This window comes from bacterium (assembly GCA_019912885.1).
In the GTDB taxonomy this organism is placed as follows: Bacteria; Lernaellota; Lernaellaia; order JACKCT01; family JACKCT01; genus JAIOHV01.
In genome coordinates this window covers 33,173-52,237 of sequence record JAIOHV010000149.1, presented here as the reverse complement: position 1 = coordinate 52,237, position 19,065 = coordinate 33,173, and the positions used below count along the sequence as shown (strand labels likewise).

Here is a 19,065-nt window from a genome sequence, read left to right as displayed (position 1 = left end):
CTACGCGCCGACGATCCGTTCGGTCAGACGTAACGCCTGGTCGACGACCTGATCCATGTTGGTGTAGGTGAACGACCCGGTGCGCCCCACGGTATAAACGCCTTCGTGCGCCGCGACGCGACGCAAAACGTCATCGAGGATCGGCCGGTATCCGACAAGAAACACGGGATACGCATTCCGCACGCGGATGTCGTGCGCGTGCGCGACGTCGCCGGGATCGATGAACTTCAGGCGCGCCAGATCGTCGACGCAGAGCCGATGCAACTCGTCGCCGGGCATGTTCCAGATCTCGTCGCCCTCGGTGCAAAAGACCTCCAGGCACAGGCTCGTGCCGTCGCCGGGCACCATCTCGCGAGACCAGTTCTTCGGCTCGTGGATGCGCGCGAACGTCACGTTGCGGTCAGGCACGTAGATCCACGTATCGTCGGTGACGCGCGGCCGGTTCAGGAGCAAGAAGACGCAACGCAGGCAGCGGTATTCCAGCGCGCCCTCGCCCATCGGCTCACCAAGAAAGTTCGCCAGAAGAGGCACGGGAATCGTGGAGACAATGCGGTCGCCCTCGAAGGTCGCGCCGCCCGCGGAAACCGCGTATTGCGATCCGCGCTTTTCGATCGCTTCGACGGCGTGTTTCAGGCGGATGTCGCCACCCCGCGAACGGACGCGTTCGGCCAGTCGTTGCGTGATTCGGCCAATGCCGCGGCGCGGATACATGAAGCGCGAGACGTAGGTGCGCGGCGAATCCTTCGACGGCAGCACCGCCTTGCGGACCGCCTCGGTCAGGGAAACGAGCTGGATGCGCTGCGCGGCCCATTCGGCGCTGATGCGCGTCGGATCGACGCCCCACGCCTTTTCCGTATACGGGCCGAAATAGATGTCGTATAGCGGCCGTCCGAACCGGGCGACGACCCAATCCTCGAAATTCTCCTGCGGCCCGCCGTTTCGTCCGACGACATTCAGGTAGCCGAGAACGATTTTCAGCGACTGCATCGGCCCCATGCCGAAAAATGCGTTGACCGGCCGCAGGGGATAATCCGCGAAACGGCCGTTCATGAGGATGCGGCTTTTGCGGATGACCTCGACGATTTCGCCTTCCATCAGTGCGCGGAACCAGTCGTTGATCTCCTGCTTGTCGGAAAAGAAGCGATGGCCGCCGATGTCGAACAGATGCCCGCGCACCTCGATATTGCGCGCAAGGCCGCCCACCTCGGGCGCCGCCTCAAGGACCGTCGCCTCGTTGCCCCTCGCGAGAAGCTCGTCGGCCATGGTCAGGCCGGCGAGCCCGCCGCCGAGAATGATGTATCGATGCGTCAAATGGGACTTCCGTCGTGCCGTGGACCGAAACGCCCGCGCAGGCCGTCCATCCAGCCACCAAGCGAAGCGCGGGCCTCGGCATCCGCGAAGATGGCGCGAGGGAGGTAGTATAGCAACGCCCCAGCCAATAGGAATAACGCGAACTTCGCGCGCTGCGCGAATCCGCCGTGCCGCGTGACGATGAATACGCTGTTGCGTGCGACAAAATACGCCTTTCGCGCGCGGTACGCGGCGTCACTCGGACGATCGTGACGAATCACGGCGCGGGGCTCGTAAACGCTGGCGTAGCCCGCTTTCGCAAGGCGCAGCCCAAATTCAGCTTCGTCCTGATACGCGAACAACTCCGGCGCAAGGCCGCCCGCCGCCAAAAACGCATCGACCCGCGCCGCGAACGCCGCGCCATGACCGGAAAGGACGCGGCGCGGCGTATTCCAGCGCGGTCCGTCGCGCGCGCCCTCCCCGCGCAAACGTACCGCGCGGTGGCGGAAGGTCGCCTCCCCCCACGCTCCCTCCAGGACCGACGGATCGTCCGCGCGCACGACCTTGCCGTAAACCGCGGCGACGCCCGCGCCCGCAAGCGGCGCGACGAGATTTCGCGCCGAGGCCTCGTCGATCGCGGCATCCGGATTGACGACGACGATCGCCCGCGCGCCGGCGTTCAAGGCGCGGTCCGCCAATTCGTTTACGGCCGCGCAATAGCCGACGTTTATCGGACTCCTGAAGCGGCGGATGCCATCGGGAAGGCACGACGGCGCGTCATCCGCCGACGCGTTGTCAAAAACGATGACGCGCCCGGGAAAAATCGCGGCGAGCCGCTCCGCGCAACGCACAAGCGCCTCGCCCGAATTGTGCGCGATGACGAGCGCGTACGTGGCCTCGAAAAGATCGCGCGCATCGGAGCTTGTGCCGGTCATCGCCTGGTCCGCCGCCATGCCGCCTTGCCGCCGCGAAAAAAGTCGACGAGGGCGAGGGACTGCGCCAACAGGTCAAACGCAAACGCGAACGGCAAAAGCGGAAGTTTGAGATAGTCGGCAAGCGGGCGTTGATATCGCCACAGCGCGGCGAGAATTTGATACGCCGGAACGAGAAGATACGCCACGAGCGCGATCCAGAGCGCATGCGTTTCGTATGCGACGGACGCCCACGCGGCGCAGGCGGCGAACACCAGCAACGCGGGGCGATCGAGATAACCGAGTTCAAACAACGCGCGGTCGAGGCGGAAGGCGAGCGAGTGTCGCTCGGCCCGTTCGCCGGACGCGAAATCATCGGCCTTCGCATCGGCGCGCGCCGCTGCGTCCAGAAATCCCCGCCCCCACGCACGGTGCTGGCCAAACGCGCTCGTTGCGCGCCGCGCGGCCTCGATCGTGGCGACCGAGCGTGGTTCGAACGCCACGCGCCCGCCGCCGTCATGGATCGCGAGTGTCATCTCCACGTCCTCAAGGCGCGTGTCTTGCGGAAAGCCGCCGTGCCCGTCGATCCACCGGGCCGAAACAAGATCATTGCTGCCGAGAAGCGACACGACGCGGCCGAGGCGGGACGCGCCGCATAGCGTGATGCCTTGATGTACGAGCGCCTCGATCGATGCGTACGTCGCCGCCAGGCTCGCGCCCGCGTTGCGGACATGCATCGAACCCTGTGCCGCAAAAACGCCGGGCGCGTCCATCGCGCGGGAAAGCCACGCGGCGGCATCCGGCGCCACTCTCGCGTCGGCGTCCAATACATAAATGTAGGCCGGTTCAAATCCGTCCGCGCGCGCGGCGGCGAGCCCGGCGTTCAGCGCCGCACCTTTTCCGCCCCCGTCCTCGCAAGGCACGACGGCGTGCCCCGGCCGCTTTTCGGCAAATACGCGCGCGATATCGCCGGTGTCGTCGTTTGACGCATGATCGATCACGATCACGCGCCGCTTGTCCGCCGGCCAGTTCAGATGCGTCAGGCTTTTCAGGCAGCCGCCGATCGCGTCTTGTTCGTTGCGCGCGGGGATGAGGATCAGCAGATTCTTGTGGGCGACGGCCGGGATCGGCTCGCGTTCGCGTCGGCGCATCGCGGCGCGCGTCAGCGTGATGCGCCGCCATGTGACCGCGGAAAGGTACGCGCCCGATACGAAGGCCGGCAGGATAAGCGCGGCGGCCGGCGACACAATGATCCCGAGCGCGACAGCCAGAAAGACGGTCGTCACGAGGCTGATCCTGAGAACTCGCGCGCTCGACATGCGGCGGCATCATGCCCGAAATGCGATGCGCCGCAAGCAAGGCGCGGCGTGGCGCACCAGGCGCGCCGTGCGTATGATGGTTGCGAAATGGGACGCAAGACGATTTCACGATTCGCCGCCATCGCGGTGTTTTTTCTTTGCGCGGCGATCCCCCGCGCGGCCCGCGCCGAAGCGATGGAAATCGACGTGCGCGTGCCGGATCGCGCGAGGCTCGATTTTCTCGCGTATGCGGGGTTCGATATCGCTTCGCGGCACGGCGATGTCGTGACGTTATCGGTCGATGCCTCGGAAATTCCCCGGCTTGCCGCGTGGGGTTTTGCCGTCGAATCGAAAGCAAGTCCAAAAGCGCCGACCGGCTACTACGGCTACGACGACGTGGTGGACGCCCTTTTCGACCTCGCGGCGACGCACCCCGACTCGGTCAGCGTCGGCGCGATCGGCTCATCCGAGACTGGCCGCGATATTTTCGCCGCGCGCCTTTGCCGCGCGCCGTGCGACGGGCCGCGCGTCGTGTTCGATGCCGCGATCCACGGCGACGAGAAAATCGGCACCGAGGTGCTGATGGCGCTCGTTGGCGAGCTCGTGTCCGGTAGCGCGGAAGCCGATGCGATCCTCGACGCATTCGATGTGCGCGTCATCCCGATCGCGAACCCGGACGGCCATGCGGCGCACCGTCGCGCCAACGGAAACGGCGTCGATCTCAACCGCAACTTCGCGATCAACCACGTGCCGGCCGGCGGCTCGGACACCGCCTTGAGCGAAAGCGAGACGCGCGCGCTGTCGGCGTATTACATCGAAACCGCGCCCGCGATCGCGATGCAGCTTCATTCGGGCGCCGAGGTCGTGAACTACCCGTTCGATTCGACGCCGCAACCCACGCCCGACGAGGCGTTGTTGATCGCCATGTCCGATCGCTATTCGGAGTTGTCGGGTTATCCGATCATCAACGGTTACGACTGGTACATGGTCAACGGAATCTCGGAGGAAACAAGCTACGAGGCCGGTGGCGCGCTGTCGGTGATTCTCGAGCTCTCCGTGCCGAAAAACCCCGCGGCCGCGAAGATCCCCGGTTATATCGATCGCAACATCGCCGCGATGCTCGACGCGATCCGAAGCTCGGGCGAGGGAATTCGCGGCCGCGTCACGGACGCAAAAGGCGATCCGCTCGAGGCGGTCCTCGTGGTGGACGGCCTGTGGCCGGCGTACAGCTCCGCCCAGGCCGGCACGTTCGCGCGCGTCGTCGGGCCGGGCGAACATCGCGTATTCGTTCATGCGAACGGGCACGCGAGCCGCGTGCTCTCGATCGACACCGCAAGCGGCCCGGTGGACGACCTGGAAATTGCGTTGCCGGCACAAGAGCATGAGCCGGAGCGATCGGCGATCCGCGTGATGATGACGGACATGAACCGGCCCTTCGCCGATTTCGACAACACGACGCTGCCGCACGATGCGCTGTTTCTTCCGGACGGGCGTTCGTATTCGATCGGCGGCGGCGGCGCGCTGATGCTCGATCTCGGTGAGAGCCTCTCCACTTCGCCCGAGATCGATCTGACCGTCTTCGAGGACGAATCCGATGGCGCGGACGACTACGAGGTCCTCGCCTCGCCCAATCGCGACAGCCCGTTCACGTCGCTCGGAAACGGCACGGGGACGTCGAATTTTACGCCAGTTCTCAAGTCCGGTTTCCGATACGTGCTGATCCGCGACAACGGAGATCGCATCGCCGGCGAGAGCCCCGGCGCGGATATCGACGCGGTCGTGCTGGCCGAACATTGCCTGGCGCCCGGCGTTCACGCCGAAGCCGATCCGCGTAACGGCGTGGCGCCGCTGTCCGTTTCGTTCACCGGGCACATCGTCGTGGACGCGGCGTGTCTTACCGGCTTTGAATGGGATTTCGGTGACGCCTCGACAAGCGACGAACAAAACACGATGCACATATACGACCAGCCCGGCGAATACGTCGCGACGCTGACGGCAACCGGACCGCGCGGTAGCGCATCCTCGAGCGTCGCGGTCATCGTTCTCGAGCCCGGCGCGGACGACGACCCGGATGACGATATCGCGGACGACGACGATGATTTCGGCGACGACGATGATAACGACAGCGGCTGCGGATGCTGATGCGACTACGATAATCGCCATGTCAGAGCCGCGACCGCAAGGGAGCGGGCGGTTCCGTGTCTGCACGAATCGCGTCCACCGAATTCGCATTGACGGAGGACTTCCATGAAACTCTACGACGCCACGGCCAAGCCCGCGATCATCGGCCGGATCGAATACGGCGAGGACCTTTTCGACGCGCTCGATCAAGTCGCGCGCGAGCGAAAACTCCAAGCCGCGGAGATTCGCGCGTTGGGCGCGCTGACGCGCGTCGCCGTCACCGAATGGGACCACGAACGCAAGACCTACCGCGATCCGCTCAACGGCGTGGGCCTGCACGAGGTGCTGATGCTCTACGGCAACCTCTCCCGGCGCGACGGCGAGCCGTTCTGGCACTGCCACGTCACGGCGGGCGCACTCGAAAACGATCGCACGAAAATCGTCGCCGGGCACTTGCTGTCGGCGACGGTTTACGCGCTGGAGTTTGTCATCACCCCCTACCACGCCCCGCCGCTTGAGCGCGAGTTAGACGAGAAGACCGGCCTGTTTTTGTGGAAGTGATCGCGCCGATCAATCCGGTTCGATCAACACTTCCTGACCGCTTTCGCGCGACGCGTTGATGGCCGACCGTATCCGCCCGATCTCGTGCGCCCATTCGATGCCGAATCGAGGCGCGGTGCGCGCGCGGACGGCGCGCACGATATCGGCCGCGCTCGCGGCGAACATCGCCTCCACCCCAAGCGGCAGATCTCCGAGCGGCGCGTCGAGAGTACCGCGAATGTAGCGCGAATACGGCGCGCGGCCCTCGCCTCCCGCGAGATGCGCGCCGAACAAATAACCGTCCGTTCCCGAAACCTCGAACGAAATGTCCGGGGCCGGATTGATGGCCGCCTCTGTCGCCGGCGTCGTCGCGTAAGCGGCGAGCGCGGACGCGTCGAGCGGCGGGCGCGCGCGAACGATCGCCTCAAAACATCCGAACCGCCCGGCGCCGCGCTCGATATTCGAGGCCCACGCGATAAGCATCGCGTCATCTCTCCCATGCGTTACGTGCAACGAACGCACGGGGCCGATCAGGTGCATGAGCGGCAGGGCGTCGAACACGTCTTCCCACGCGGACGCGACGCCGATGGTTGCCGTCGCGATCGCCCGCGCGAAGAGCGTCTGGACATCGCCGATTGCATCCCGATCGAGGTCGTCCCGCGCACGTTCGGCAGGCGTCGCATAAAACACGGGGGAATGGAGTCGCAGCGGCACACGGCGCTTGCGCGCCTCCTCGAGCGCCTGCGCATCGGCCTCCGATGTCACCGCCGACGCACGCAGACCGACCGGCACACCGGCCTCGAGCAGGAGCGACGCGGCCTTCACCGCCTGCGGCGCCGGGATGTCGATTTCCACAAGACCGATGCTCTCGTCGTCGATGATCTCCTCGACGCTTGCGAATCGGCGCGCCAGTCCGTGCGTCGCCGCGAATTCGTCCAAGGCGTCGCCGGGATCGCCGGCGCCCACAACGGCAACGCCCGCGGTCTTGTAGGCGGCGATCCAGCGCTCGGCCGCCCGGCCAAGGCCCCAGAGCGCCACGCGCATATCGTCGCGTGCGCTCACGGCAAAAACCGCCCGCGAAGGATCATCACGAGACGGCGACGATCGACATCGCGCACCATGCGCCGCACCAACATCGCGCCGCGCGGATCGGTGAGAAAAACGCTGCGCGCGTCACGCATGGCCTCATAGGCGCGTTCGTCGCCGCCAAACAGCCGAAAGACGAACGAAGCAAACCCGACCAGCCGCCCGACAAAGGCGTCCGGCAAGGCAAGCCCTGCGCGCATGACGGAATAGGCGATCGACGCCCGAATACGCGCACCCGCCGGACTCATTGATGAGCCTTTCGGCGGCATTCCCAATTCGCCATTCGCAATTCCCAATTCAAATCGCTTCCTCGCCGGTAACGGTGGCGGGATCGACGACCTGCCGGGTTGCGTTCGAGACGTACGCGGCGAGTGCGGCTTGCACAAGATGCTTACCCACCGACGGCTCCAGGCGTGGCGCACGAAACGCCCGTAGCGCGTCGATGAAATCGTGCGTGCTGCCGATGAAGCTTTCGAGCCAGTCGTCGGAAACGTCGTCGAAACCGTAGGTGCGGCCGTCGCGTTCGAGCACGACCGCCGGCTCGTCGAAAAGACGCGCGGTGCAGCGCGTCAGGCGGATCGTCCCCCGCGTTCCGACAAGCTCCAGCCGCTCGTCCGCGCCGTAATACTTCGAACGCACGCGCAGGTTCGGTAAAAAGGCGGCGTCGAACGTGGCGAGCGCGGGCGAGTCGCGGAATGTGATGTTGATGACCGCCGGCGCGTCGATGACCGCAAGCGAGCGATCGACGTTTGCCTTCACGCCCGCGATCGGTCCGAACAGGTCCACCAGCATCGAAAATTTGTGATAACCGTCGTCGTAGATCGTCGCGCCAGGGCCGCCGCGCACGGGATCAAGCCGCCACAGCCACGCGGAAAGCGGCACGCGCCAACCGCCCGACGCGGCGCCGAGTCTGGCGCGCGCGGTCAACACCTCGCCGATCTCGCCGGCTTCGACGAGCTGTTTCAGACGCACGAACGGCGGATAGAAAATGAAGTTCTCGAAAACGCGCAGCGTCACCCCGGCATAGTGGCACGCCCGCGCCATCTCGTCGCATTGCTTGGCGGTGACCGCCATTGGCTTTTGCACGCTGACGTGCTTCTTCGCCCGCGCGGCGGCGACGACGAGCGCGGCGTGCGTATCGTGCGGCGTGAGAATCTCCACGGCGTCCACCGCGGGATCGGCGAGCAGCTCGTCGTATCGCGTGTACGCGCGCGGCACGTCCCACTCAACGCGCCGGCGTTCGAGAAGCGCCTCGTCCGTGTCGCAAATCGCAACGACGCGCGCATCGGCGCGCCGCCGGTAACCCGGGACATGCATATCCGCGATGCGGCCGCAGCCGACGATTCCGATACCGAGCGTTTCTTTCATGGACCGGCGACGAGTGTTAACAAGGCGCGAACGATAGCAACGCCCCCGGTGAATGCAAATAAGACGACGCGCCCTCGCTTGAAGCGCCCCCTCATCTGACCTATGCTTTCGCCAAGTTCCGTCATTTCAGGTGCTTATCCCATGATCGACCAAAACGTGCTCGCGCGGCTGCATTTGTCGGCCGTGCTCCAGAATCTCGAGGACGTCGTCGCGTTTGACGACGAGGCCCGGGACATCATCCGGGGCTGGAACGAGGTCTTGCAGTTTTCCTGCCCCGGCGGCATCGCGGCGCATCTGGAGATCGGCGACGGCCGCGTGCGCTGGCATGCCGGACGCACGAAGCGCCCGACGGTGCACCTGCATTTCCTGTCCGCCGAGCATCTCAACCGGACGTTCGCCGGAACGGGCGGTTTCAGCATGCCGATCCCGCTGCGCGGGCTGACGCGCCTGAAAGTGCTGAAGGGTTTTGACAAGCTCGCCAAGCGGATGGAGCATTACCTCAAGCCGACGCCGGAAATGCTCAAGGACCGTAAGGTTTTCGAATTTCATGTCGGCCTCTTGCTGAACACGGTGACGTTCGGGCTTTCGCCCGTCGCGGAGCACGATGAAAAGGCGCGCCTGGCGGCCGCGTCGATCCGCGACGGCATCGGCCTGATCCACATCCCGAACGGTCCCGCGGCGCACGTGGTCATTAAGGGTGGACGGCTCTTCCCGCAAAAGGGCATCGTCGAAAATCCGAGCATGATCATGGAGATCGCCGATCACGACACGGCGTTCGAGCTCTTCGGCGGCGAGGGCGACGCAATGGCGCTTGTCGGCTCCTGCCGTCTCAAAATCAAGGGCTTCGTGCCAATCGCGGACAAGTTGAACGCTGCTCTGGACCGCCTGCCGGTCTATCTGAGTTAGGAGACGATCATGGCGACCGAACCCTCCCACGTGGACGAGATCGAAACCAGGGCCGCGGCCACGATCGCGGCGCCGGTGGAAAAGCTGCGCACCTTCGACAAGAACATCGAAACCTTCGTCAAGGCGACCCGGCTCATCCCCCAGGGCATCTACGGCCACCAGAGCCCCGCCCTGATGGTGCCGGGGTCGTTTCCTTATTATGCCGCCTGGGGCAAAGGCGCGCGTTACACGGACATCGACGGCAATACGTTCATCGATTACATGTGCGCGTACGGGCCAATGGTCATCGGTTACGCGAACGACGAAGTGAACGCGGCGGCGATCGAAGCGTTGCAAGAAGGCGACTGCTTCAACCACCCGGGCCCGCGCATGTTGAAGCTCGCCGAGCGGCTGACGACGCTCGTGCCCTTTGCTGGGTGGTCGGTCTTCGCAAAAAACGGAAGCGACCTGACGACATGGGCGACGCTGGTCGCGCGCGAGCACACGGATCGCTCGAAGATCGCGATGGTTCGCGGTACGTATCACGGCGCGCACGCGTGGTGCACGCCGGGGCACGGCGGCGTCATTCCGGAAGATCGCAGCAACATGCTGTTTTTCGACTGGAACCGCGCCGACCAGCTCGCGGACCTCTTCAAGACGCAGGGCGGCCAAATCGCCGCCGTCATCATGACGCCCTACCACCACCCCGCGTTCGGCGAGAGCGTGCTGCCCGCGCCGGGTTTCTGGCGCGAGGTGCGCGAGCTTTGCGACAAGAACGGCGCGCTTTTGATCCTCGACGATGTGCGCGCGGGCTGGAGGCTGTCGATTCACGGCTCGCACGACTTTTTCGGTTTCGTGCCGGACATCGCCGTGTATTGCAAGGCGATCGGCAACGGTTTTCCGCTGTCAGCGGCGGTTGGCAAACCGGAGCTCAAGGCGGCGGCGAGCCGCGTGTTCCTCACAGGCAGCTACTGGAACGGATCGATGTGCATGGCCGCCGGCTTGAAGACGCTGGAAATCCTGGAGCGCGACGCGGGCATCGCGGCGATGTTCGCGATGGGCGAGCGGCTCGGCAAGGGGCTTTCCGAACTTGGCGACCGCTACGGATATCCGATGAAACTCACTGGCCCGGCGTCGATGCCGTATCTCGTGCTCGAGGACGACGCGGATCTCTATAAGGTGCAGCGATTCTGCGCCGAGGCGACGCGGCGCGGCAGCTATCTGCATCCGCATCACAACTGGTTCTTGTCCGCCGTGCACACCGAGGCCGATATCGACGAGACGCTGAATCACGGCGAGTCGGCGCTCAAGGCGATGCAGGCCGGATGACGCGGCCGGAATGACGATGTTTTCCGCATCCGCGTTTTTCGATCTCGCTGAATTCGAACACCGCGCGCTTTTCGACGGCGACGCGCCCGTGTGGACCGCGCTCGATCGACTTTCGGGCTACCTTGCGGCGTTGTTCGAGGGCGATTGGGCGCTGAAGGGATTTGTCGGCCTTGTTCAGGAACCGCTTGTCATCCTGAACGGCGAGGTCGTACTCGAGGGAAATATCGCGCTCGTGCCGACGAAAAAGGGTTCGGTCACCGTACACATCGACGACGAGCCCAAGCCCGAGGCGGCCGTGATCCAGGCGGGCGCGTACCTCTTTGACGACCGTGTCATCATCGGGCCGGGAACCGTGGTGGAGTCGGGCGCGCTCATCAAGGGGCCGACCGTCATCGGCGCGCGCGCCGAGGTTCGCCAGGGCGCGTATTTTCGCGGCGATTGCCTGGTCGGCGACGAGGCGCTCGTGGGGCACGCGACGGAGATCAAGAATTCGATCATGTTGAACGGCGCCAAGGCCGGTCATTTCGCGTATCTCGGCGACTCGATCCTCGGACGCGGCGTCAATCTTGGCGCGGGCACCAAGCTCGCCAACCTGAAGATCACGCCGGGCAGCGTTCGCGTCCGGACGCCGGACGGCGAGCGGCACGACACCGGGCGGCGCAAGCTCGGCGCCATCCTCGGCGACGGATGCGAAACCGGCTGCAACGCCGTGACCTCTCCCGGCACGCTGCTCGGCCCGTCGTCGTGGATCATGCCGTGCGTCAATCCGCCTTCGGGCCTTTACCCGAAACGCAGCGTCATTTCCTTCGCGGAATCCGCGGTCAGCGTCCGCACGCCCGGATCGTAATGCGGATTCGCGGTGTCGGCATCCGCATCGTGCCGATCCCCAATGTGCCGGGCGATACCCCGTGGGAGTCGATCAGCGACGCGGAGCGCCGGATCGCGAAGACGCGCACGGATTCCGCCGCGTTTCTCGCCGGGCGCGCGGCGGCGCGGCGCGCGGTGCTTGCGGCTTACGGACGAAGCGACACGGACCCCTTCCACGTCGAGATTTCCATCGACGCATCCGGCGCACCCACGGCACGGCACCTCGGCGCGCCGTCGTCGGATGTCGTTCAACTGTCGATCGCGCACGACGGCGGCATCGCGATCGGCGTCGCGCTTGTCGAGTCGGCCGACGATGCTGGGGCGGAAGACAGATGAGCGAGCCGATCATCCCGATTTTCGACGCGGCCCGGCAATATGCCGCGATCCGCGAAGAGATCGACGCGGCGGTCGCCGAGTGTCTCGCCGGCGGCCGGTACATCCTTGGCGAGCGCCTCGAGCATTTCGAAGCGGCGTTCGCCAAATTTGCCGAAGCGCGCCACGCGATCGGAGTCGCAAACGGCACCGACGCGATCCGTCTCGCGCTCGAGGCTTGCGGCGTGCGCCGCGGCGCGGACGTTTTAACCGTGCCGAACACGGCGATCCCCACGGCGATGGCGATCGCGGACATGGGCTGCTGCCCGATCTTCGTCGATGTCGACGAACGCTCGTGGAACATGAACGCGGAGTTGCTCGGGTCGGCCGTGACGGATCGGACCGAGGCGATCGTGCCGGTGCACCTCTACGGCCGGCCGGCGGATATGCCGGCCATCATGGCAATTGCGGACGCTCGCGATCTGACGGTGGTGGAGGATTGCGCCCAGGCGCACGGCGCGCGAATCGCGAATAAACCGGCCGGCGGCTTCGGCCGCGCTTCCGCGTTCAGCTTTTACCCGAGCAAGAATCTCGGCGCCGCGGGCGACGCCGGCGCCGTGACGACACGGGACGATGTGGTGGCGCGCGACGTACGCTATCTGCGTAACTACGGACAGACCTCGCGTTACGAGGCTGCCGTGCCGGGCATCAACAGCCGGCTCGACGAAATACAAGCGGCGATCCTTTCGGTCAAACTTCGCCATCTCGGCGCATGGAACGCGAAACGCCGTGAGATCGCGGCGCGATACGATGCGGCGTTTGCCGAACTGCCGCTTCGCCGCCCGGCCGATCCCGACGGCGCGACGAGCGTTTACCATCTGTACGTTGTCGCGACGCCGGAGCGCGACCGGCTCGCCGAACATCTCCGTACGCACGCGATCGGAACGCAGGTCCACTACCCCATTCCGATCCATCGGCAGCCCGCGTTCGCGGAGCTTGGCTATCGGTACGGCGCCTTTCCCGTTGCCGAGCGGCTTTCGCGCGAGATTCTGAGCCTGCCGCTGTTCCCGGAGATGACCGACGGCGAGATCGAGCGCGTCATCGCGGGCGTACGCTCGTTTTTCGGATGAACGTTTGATCCGCGTCGCCCACCTGCGCGATACGTTCCTGCGCCGCACGGAAACATTCATCTACGATATCTACACGCGCCACAAAACGGTGGAGGCGGTTTTCCTCTGCGAACGCACCGCGAACGAGAGCAACTTCCCCACGGCGAACGTCTATTCGCTGGGCAATGAGCCTTCCTGGCGGCGCCGCCTCAACGACCTTCAGCGCGGGATCCTCGGTGAGATTCCATTCTACACCGGGTCGGCGCGAAGCCTCCGGGCCACGCTGCTGCACGCGCACTTCGGGCAAACGGGTTATTACGCGCTTGCCACAAAACGGAAACTCGGCATTCCGCTCATCACCAGCATTTACGGACATGATGTCTTCGAGGTGCCGTCGGTTCCGAAGTGGAAAAATCGTTATGCGGCCATGTTCGCCGGCACCGACCTTGTCCTTGCGCTATCCGAAGACATGCGCCGTGACCTTGTCCGCCTGGGTTGTCCGGAGGAAAAAATCGAAATCTATCGCCTCGGCATCAATCTTCGCGATTTTCGCGTCACCGCGCGCCCGGAACGGCCGCCGCGCATCCTGACCGTGGCGCGCTTTGTCGAAAAAAAGGGGCTCGAATTTCTCATTCGTGCGGTCGGTATCCTGAACGTTCGCGGGAAGACGGTGCCGCTTCGGATCATCGGCGAGGGGCCGCTGCGCGGACGGCTGGAGGCGCTTGTCGCGGAGCTTGGGCTTGGCGATCAAGTGGAATTCGCTGGAGTGCTGCCGTTCGATCGCCTGCCCGGCGAGATGGAAAACGCGGATATTTTCTGCCTGCCGAGCGTGACCGACCAGTTCGGCGGCAAGGACGAAATCAGCATGGTCCTGAAGGAGGCGATGGCGACCGCGATGCCGATCGTCACGACCATCCACGCGGGCATTCCCGAGGTCATCACCGACGGGCAAACGGGCCTGCTCGTGCCGGAGCGCGATACGCACGCGCTCGCAACCGCGCTTGGGCGGCTGGTGGCGGACGCGGAGCTTCGCCGGAGGCTGGGGCTTCTGGGACGGCGGCTGGTCGAAAAGACGTGGGACATCGACCGCCAGATCGAACGCCTCGAGGACATCTACCGGCGCGTGGCGGCAAGCCGATGAAGCTGCCCTATCCGTATATTCCTCCCGAGGACACGCCGCCGAATCCCGATCCCGGCCTCGTGTCGATCATCATTCCCACGTACAACTGCGCCGCGACGCTGCCACGCGCGATCGCGTCGCTGAAGGCGCAGACGTATCCGCGCACGGAGATCATCGTCAGCGACGACGCCTCGACCGACGACACGGCGCGCGTCGTGTGCGCGCTTGGCCTCACGTATCTGCGGCAGGAGAAAAACGCCGGCGCGGCCGTCGCGCGGAATGAAGGCGCGCGGGCGGCGAAAGGCGACATCTTCTTTTTCGCCGAGGCCGACGGCTACTACGACGCGGACTACGTCGAAAAGATCGTGCGTCATCTGCATCTGCCCGATGTCGTCGGCGCGACGAACGTCGGCCGGCGCGTGTGGACCGATCGCGACAACGTGCTGGTGCGTCATCAGAATGATCTTCTCGAAGCGGCGGGTGATCTCGTGCTTGCGGGAAAGCGCGGCACCGGCGCCTGGGCTTTCACGCGCGACGCGTTCTTTTCGGTGAACGGCTACGACCCGGTGTGCCGCATCGGTCAGGACGTGGATCTCGTGCTGCGCTTGCTTGCGCGCGGCGGACGCACCGTCGTCGGCGGGCGATCGACGCTCTACCACAAGGACCCGGACACGCTGCGCGCGTACATGCGACGCGCGTATCGCGGCGCGCTGCACTCCGGCGTGGTCGCGGCTCGTTGGCGCGGATTGTCGGGCGGGTGGCAAAAGCTGTTCTACACGATCCGCTTCGCGCTCATTGCTGCGCTGCCGCTGTACGCCGCCGGCGCGTTCGCCTGGCATCCGGTGTTCTGGCTGCCATTTGCCGCCGGTATCGCGTATCTAATTTTCGAGGATCGCACCACGACGCGCGCGCTGTACCTCACCGCGAGGCGCGGAGATGTCGCGACATTCATCGCGACGCCGTCGCTGCTTTATCTACGGCGGCTTGCGATCGGCTGGGGGCGTGTGAATAGTTTTTTACCGCAAAGGCCGAAAGAATAACCGACTTCGCGTCCTTCGCGTCTTCGCGGTGAAATGAAACGTTTACGATTCCGGGATAACGAGTTCGAGGTGCGTTCCGCCGATCTGAATCCGCGCGCCGGTGAACAGCGGCGCGGTCGTGACGCGCCCACCCTCGACGAGGGTGCCGTTGGTGGATTCGAGATCGCGGATGGTGAGATTCGCGCCGTCGCGGAGGATTTCGGCGTGGCTGCCGGAGACGAGCGGGTCTTTCAGGCGGATGTGGTTGCGGCTGCCGCGGCCGATCGTGGTCGTAGCCGCGAGAAGTACGATCTTCTTGCCTTTTTCGTCGCCGTTCATGATGACGAGGAACGGCTCGGGCGAATCGAACGCGCGCGAGCGCGGCACGGCGCCGCCCTCCGGCGTCTGGTGGATGATCGTGACGTCGGTTTCCTTCTCGCTCATCGCCTGACTCCAGGGGATCGCGGCGCGCCCGTCATCTTGCCAGAAGCCAGATGATGACGGCGATACCGGCGACGACGGCCAGCCCGATCCACAAGAACGAACGATTCGAGCCGCCCGCGCGCGGCGCGATCGGCGTGTTGTTCCGGTACGTGCCCGGCGCGATGGTGTGGTTCCACTTGTTTTCAGGGTTCTGTTTGCGGATCGCGCGCTCCAGGCGCTCGGCGCGGGCCGCGGCGGATACGAGCGAGTTCTCGTCGATCGCCAGCCCCGCGTCGCGCGCGGACGAAAGGCCGCTTTCGGCGCCGCCGGGGGCGGTGGCCCTGGGGGCGCCCTTGAAGTCGATGCGCGTCGTGGAGGCGTAGTCCTCGAGCGGACTTGTTTCGACCACGCGGATCTTCTGCGCGACGACCTGGATGGTGTCGCCCGGATTCAGCGGCGTCGCGCCCTGAATGCGCGCGCCGTTCACAAAGGTGCCGTTCGGGCTGCCGAGGTCTTCGATGACAAGCCCGCCACCGGCCTCGATGTCGATCGAGACGCGCGCGTGCTTTCGCGAAACGGCCGCGTCATTGACGCGCACCTCGCACTCGGAGCTGCGGCCGATCGTCACCTCCGCCACGACGGGGAACGACGCCTCGCCGCCCTCCGCGTCCCGCATGACCAGCCGAATCATGGTTTGCCGCTCGCCGACATTTCGGATCATGAATAGCGAACCACGATTTGCGGCGCAAGCCTTCCATGTGCGGCGCGAAGTGCAAAGGAAGCCGCACAAGGTTCACGATGTGCCATCATCGTTGTCGCCGTGTCGAATTTTTTCTAAGTCACGGCGCCGTCGGGGGATACACGCGGACATACCCGATTCCGGGCGCTTCTCCAGCAGGCCCCCCGACGATCACGTGCTGAGTGCCGGTGGAGTCGACGGCGACCCCGTTTATTTCGTCGCGAAAATAAGTCGAACGGAACGGGCAAGGCGCCGAATCGGCGACGACGTTGAGCGCATCGTCGATTTCGAGTCTGTCCAGACATTCGCGGTAGATGACGGCGACACTACGGTTGGAATCCCACGCGACAAAAGACTCAGTGGCATTATCGAAAGACTGAAGCGTGAAGGCGCCGGTTCGATTAGACGCATAAAACATGTGTTCGCCGAAACCCGATGCCGTGACGGCGTTGAAGACGAGATGAATGTGCCCATGTTCGTCCGTCGCCAGATGTGCGCGTCCGAAAGCCTTCGGGTAGCGGAACAACGGCGGCCACCGTGAACCGGTTTTCGCAATGAGATATGAGCCCAAGTTTGCGTCATCGTATCGTTTGTAAGCGATGTACGCGACGTCGTCCGGACCGAAAACGAAATCCGCGACGAGTCCCGTTCCGACATGCGGGATCGGTTCATAGCTCCAGTTGCCGGCCTGTCGATGCGCCATGTGCCAGGCGCCGGCGGCATCATCGGAAAACGCGACATAGATCTCGTCATGCGAGTCCACGGCGACGAAGCCTTGCGACGCGACCGGGTGTTCGAGAGACGAATTAATGGATTCGCCTTGCCAGTCACCTGAGGAATTTGTCGAATAGACGAGGTGCTCCCCGTCCCTGTATACGATGTGTGCATTTCCGCCTTGGTCCGCCGCAATCGAGATTCGATCAAGCTGCGTTGAATCGGCGTATCCGACGATCTGGCCGATCCATTCGTCGTTCGGATTGCCGATATATCGAATCGTGTCGTCACCCGCGACGGCCGCGAGCATGATCTCGCCCGACGGACCGAAAGCAAAATCAATGGTTTGGTAGAACGGCTGATCGGTCAACGAGTTCACCGACGTTCCCGAGCCCGTGGAACGCAACAACATCGGCCCTTCGATCCACTCGAAGTAGCTCACCGCCCAGTCGCCCGAGAGATCGCCCGCATAAAAAAGAAAGTTCGGATCCGTTCCGACCGGCCATTCGCGAACTAACGTCTTTGCTTTGCCCGAGGGACCAAATTCCGTTTTCCAAAGTCGCGAACCCAGCTGCGCCCCGGACTGTTCGTCCAGGTAGGCGATGGCGGCCGTAGCGCTTCCCCACTCAGCCGTGCCGATATTGTCGAGATCGCGGTCGTAAAAAAAGCGGTCGATACCGAAACGGCGCCACGTTCCATTTTGAAATACAGCGATCCAGCTTCTTGCGTCCGAAGCGCCCCAACCCGATACGTAGACGAGCGCGATCTCTCCTTGTTTGTCTCCGAGCAGCATTTTCGGATGAGAGATCGCCCCGAAATCGATCGTTTCGTTCGTCCAGTTCGCATCTGATTTCGAAAGGTGTTCCAGGTTTACCCAAAAACCGAAGTCCGACAAAGATGCGATGTGAACGTCGCCACCAGCGTTAATGGCGATGTCGATATGGACTCCCGCGAACGCTGCAAAAAATGGCGACCACCCTTGGAAATCCCTCAGAACTTCGACTGGCCAGGAATCGAAATCAGGCGGAGTCGGGGTTGCGTACCGAAGATCGAAGCCGCTACTGCTCTGCCAAGCGATGTGCGGAATGCCATCGCGTCCTACCGCGATCGCCAAATTGTATTGGTAAACGGGCCCGTTTTTGGATATCTCGAATGTGTCCCATTGGCCGCCAAAACAACCGACGGCATACTTCAATTCGCGTGCGGCGCCGCTGTAAACGACATGAAACAAACCGTTGTCGCTTATCGCAAAGCGGGCGACGACGACGTTCGACGCAAGAATTTCGAACTTGCGAGGTTCGAAGGCGCCGGGTGCCGCGGATTTCGTTTCAGACTCAATTTCATATAGACGGAGCTCGCCGCCGCTATTTACGAGCGCATAGAGTGTACCGTCCGGCGCCTGCTGAATTTCCGCGCCCAGATCGCTTCCACTCCGCGCGGCGATGGCGCAATGCTCCCCCGGAAATGGCGACCCGCTTCTTTGCATGTAGGAGGAACAGATTCCGAGCGACGGTTGCGGATCAGAAATCGGAGTACAGGTAAAGGGAAAGATGGAATCATCGGTATCGTCGTCGCTGTCGTCGTCGCTGTCGTCATCGAATCGATCGTCGTCGGCGTAGTCATCGTCAAACGCATCGTCGTCGTCCGGCCCGGACACCGTGTCACTTGCGCCGTCGTTTGCGTCAAAGACGTCATCGTCATCGTCGGTTATTGCGTCGTCGGTTGTTGATGCGTCGACGCAACCGGAGATCGGGAACGCCACGATCAACACGCCGAAGGAAAGCCACAGAAATTGAACAGCGCGCAAATATCCTTCGTGCCGGGACAGGTGATCGATCCCAAACGAATAAGGATGAACCGCCATTGTGCCACCCAACCACGAATACCTTGGACAAGAGTACCCGCGCACGCGTCCAGCGTCCACCGAGTACAGC

18 protein-coding genes are annotated in these 19,065 nt (G+C 64.1%); 9 read left to right on the top strand and 9 right to left on the bottom strand.

Features of this window, described 5'->3' with window-relative positions:
• From K8I61_12755 to K8I61_12745, 3 genes are read right to left on the bottom strand one after another with little or no spacing between them, the layout of a single operon-like run.
• The gene (locus K8I61_12755) at positions 1-1,311 is read right to left on the bottom strand and encodes an FAD-dependent oxidoreductase (GenBank protein ID MBZ0272901.1); all 1,311 of its coding nucleotides are present in this window, start codon (positions 1,309-1,311) and stop codon (positions 1-3) included.
• A complete protein-coding gene (locus K8I61_12750; GenBank protein MBZ0272900.1) occupies positions 1,308-2,243 on the bottom strand; it encodes a glycosyltransferase family 2 protein in 936 nt (311 codons plus the stop codon). The genes K8I61_12755 and K8I61_12750 overlap by 4 nt, the downstream gene beginning before the upstream one ends.
• Complete coding sequence (locus tag K8I61_12745; GenBank protein MBZ0272899.1) at positions 2,222-3,487, bottom strand: glycosyltransferase family 2 protein; 1,266 nt, start codon at positions 3,485-3,487, stop codon at positions 2,222-2,224. Before K8I61_12745 ends, K8I61_12750 begins: the two co-directional genes overlap by 22 nt.
• A 120-nt stretch (positions 3,488-3,607) precedes the next feature.
• Between K8I61_12745 and K8I61_12740 the strand changes: the two genes are divergently transcribed.
• Together K8I61_12740 and K8I61_12735 are read left to right on the top strand one after the other, a co-directional pair.
• Positions 3,608-5,641, top strand: coding sequence for a DUF2817 domain-containing protein (locus K8I61_12740; protein ID MBZ0272898.1), 2,034 nt, complete (start codon positions 3,608-3,610; stop codon positions 5,639-5,641).
• A 105-nt stretch (positions 5,642-5,746) separates the two neighbouring features.
• On the top strand, positions 5,747-6,181 hold the full coding sequence (locus K8I61_12735) for a DUF296 domain-containing protein (GenBank protein MBZ0272897.1): 435 nt from the start codon (positions 5,747-5,749) through the stop codon (positions 6,179-6,181).
• Positions 6,182-6,190: 9 nt separating this feature from the next.
• Here the strand turns inward: K8I61_12735 and K8I61_12730 are convergent, their stop codons facing one another.
• Genes K8I61_12730 through K8I61_12720 form a run of 3 tightly spaced genes read right to left on the bottom strand, consistent with a single transcriptional unit; the run spans position 6,191 to position 8,614 of the window.
• The gene (locus K8I61_12730; GenBank protein ID MBZ0272896.1) at positions 6,191-7,222 is read right to left on the bottom strand and encodes a hypothetical protein; all 1,032 of its coding nucleotides are present in this window, start codon (positions 7,220-7,222) and stop codon (positions 6,191-6,193) included.
• On the bottom strand, positions 7,219-7,494 hold the full coding sequence (locus K8I61_12725; GenBank protein ID MBZ0272895.1) for a hypothetical protein: 276 nt from the start codon (positions 7,492-7,494) through the stop codon (positions 7,219-7,221). Before K8I61_12725 ends, K8I61_12730 begins: the two co-directional genes overlap by 4 nt.
• A 49-nt stretch (positions 7,495-7,543) precedes the next feature.
• Positions 7,544-8,614, bottom strand: coding sequence for a Gfo/Idh/MocA family oxidoreductase (locus tag K8I61_12720; GenBank protein MBZ0272894.1), 1,071 nt, complete (start codon positions 8,612-8,614; stop codon positions 7,544-7,546).
• A 141-nt stretch (positions 8,615-8,755) separates the two neighbouring features.
• Between K8I61_12720 and K8I61_12715 the strand changes: the two genes are divergently transcribed.
• Genes K8I61_12715 through K8I61_12685 form a run of 7 tightly spaced genes read left to right on the top strand, consistent with a single transcriptional unit; the run spans position 8,756 to position 15,276 of the window.
• Positions 8,756-9,520: a hypothetical protein gene (locus tag K8I61_12715; protein MBZ0272893.1), complete on the top strand. Its 765-nt coding sequence runs from the start codon at positions 8,756-8,758 to the stop codon at positions 9,518-9,520.
• 9 nt (positions 9,521-9,529) lie between these two features.
• Positions 9,530-10,828 carry an aminotransferase class III-fold pyridoxal phosphate-dependent enzyme gene (locus K8I61_12710; GenBank protein MBZ0272892.1) on the top strand — a complete coding sequence of 433 codons (1,299 nt, stop codon included), beginning with the start codon at positions 9,530-9,532 and terminating at the stop codon, positions 10,826-10,828.
• 10 nt (positions 10,829-10,838) lie between these two features.
• Complete coding sequence (locus K8I61_12705) at positions 10,839-11,675, top strand: hypothetical protein (protein ID MBZ0272891.1); 837 nt, start codon at positions 10,839-10,841, stop codon at positions 11,673-11,675.
• Entirely contained in the window at positions 11,675-12,031 is a 357-nt protein-coding gene (locus K8I61_12700; GenBank protein MBZ0272890.1) for a hypothetical protein, read from the top strand. The genes K8I61_12705 and K8I61_12700 overlap by 1 nt, the downstream gene beginning before the upstream one ends.
• Entirely contained in the window at positions 12,028-13,137 is a 1,110-nt protein-coding gene (locus K8I61_12695; GenBank protein MBZ0272889.1) for a DegT/DnrJ/EryC1/StrS family aminotransferase, read from the top strand. The genes K8I61_12700 and K8I61_12695 overlap by 4 nt, the downstream gene beginning before the upstream one ends.
• A 4-nt stretch (positions 13,138-13,141) precedes the next feature.
• On the top strand, positions 13,142-14,257 hold the full coding sequence (locus K8I61_12690) for a glycosyltransferase (protein MBZ0272888.1): 1,116 nt from the start codon (positions 13,142-13,144) through the stop codon (positions 14,255-14,257).
• Positions 14,254-15,276 carry a glycosyltransferase family 2 protein gene (locus K8I61_12685; GenBank protein MBZ0272887.1) on the top strand — a complete coding sequence of 341 codons (1,023 nt, stop codon included), beginning with the start codon at positions 14,254-14,256 and terminating at the stop codon, positions 15,274-15,276. The genes K8I61_12690 and K8I61_12685 overlap by 4 nt, the downstream gene beginning before the upstream one ends.
• 42 nt (positions 15,277-15,318) lie before the next feature.
• Here K8I61_12685 and K8I61_12680 read toward each other — a convergent pair whose 3' ends face one another.
• The 3 genes from K8I61_12680 to K8I61_12670 form a co-directional block, all read right to left on the bottom strand.
• Positions 15,319-15,699 carry an FHA domain-containing protein gene (locus tag K8I61_12680; protein ID MBZ0272886.1) on the bottom strand — a complete coding sequence of 127 codons (381 nt, stop codon included), beginning with the start codon at positions 15,697-15,699 and terminating at the stop codon, positions 15,319-15,321.
• Positions 15,700-15,730: 31 nt separating this feature from the next.
• Positions 15,731-16,369: an FHA domain-containing protein gene (locus K8I61_12675; GenBank protein ID MBZ0272885.1), complete on the bottom strand. Its 639-nt coding sequence runs from the start codon at positions 16,367-16,369 to the stop codon at positions 15,731-15,733.
• Positions 16,370-16,517: 148 nt separating this feature from the next.
• Positions 16,518-18,995 (bottom strand): hypothetical protein, encoded by a 2,478-nt coding sequence (locus tag K8I61_12670; protein ID MBZ0272884.1) that lies wholly within the window; start codon positions 18,993-18,995, stop codon positions 16,518-16,520.
• Positions 18,996-19,065 lie beyond the last annotated feature (70 nt).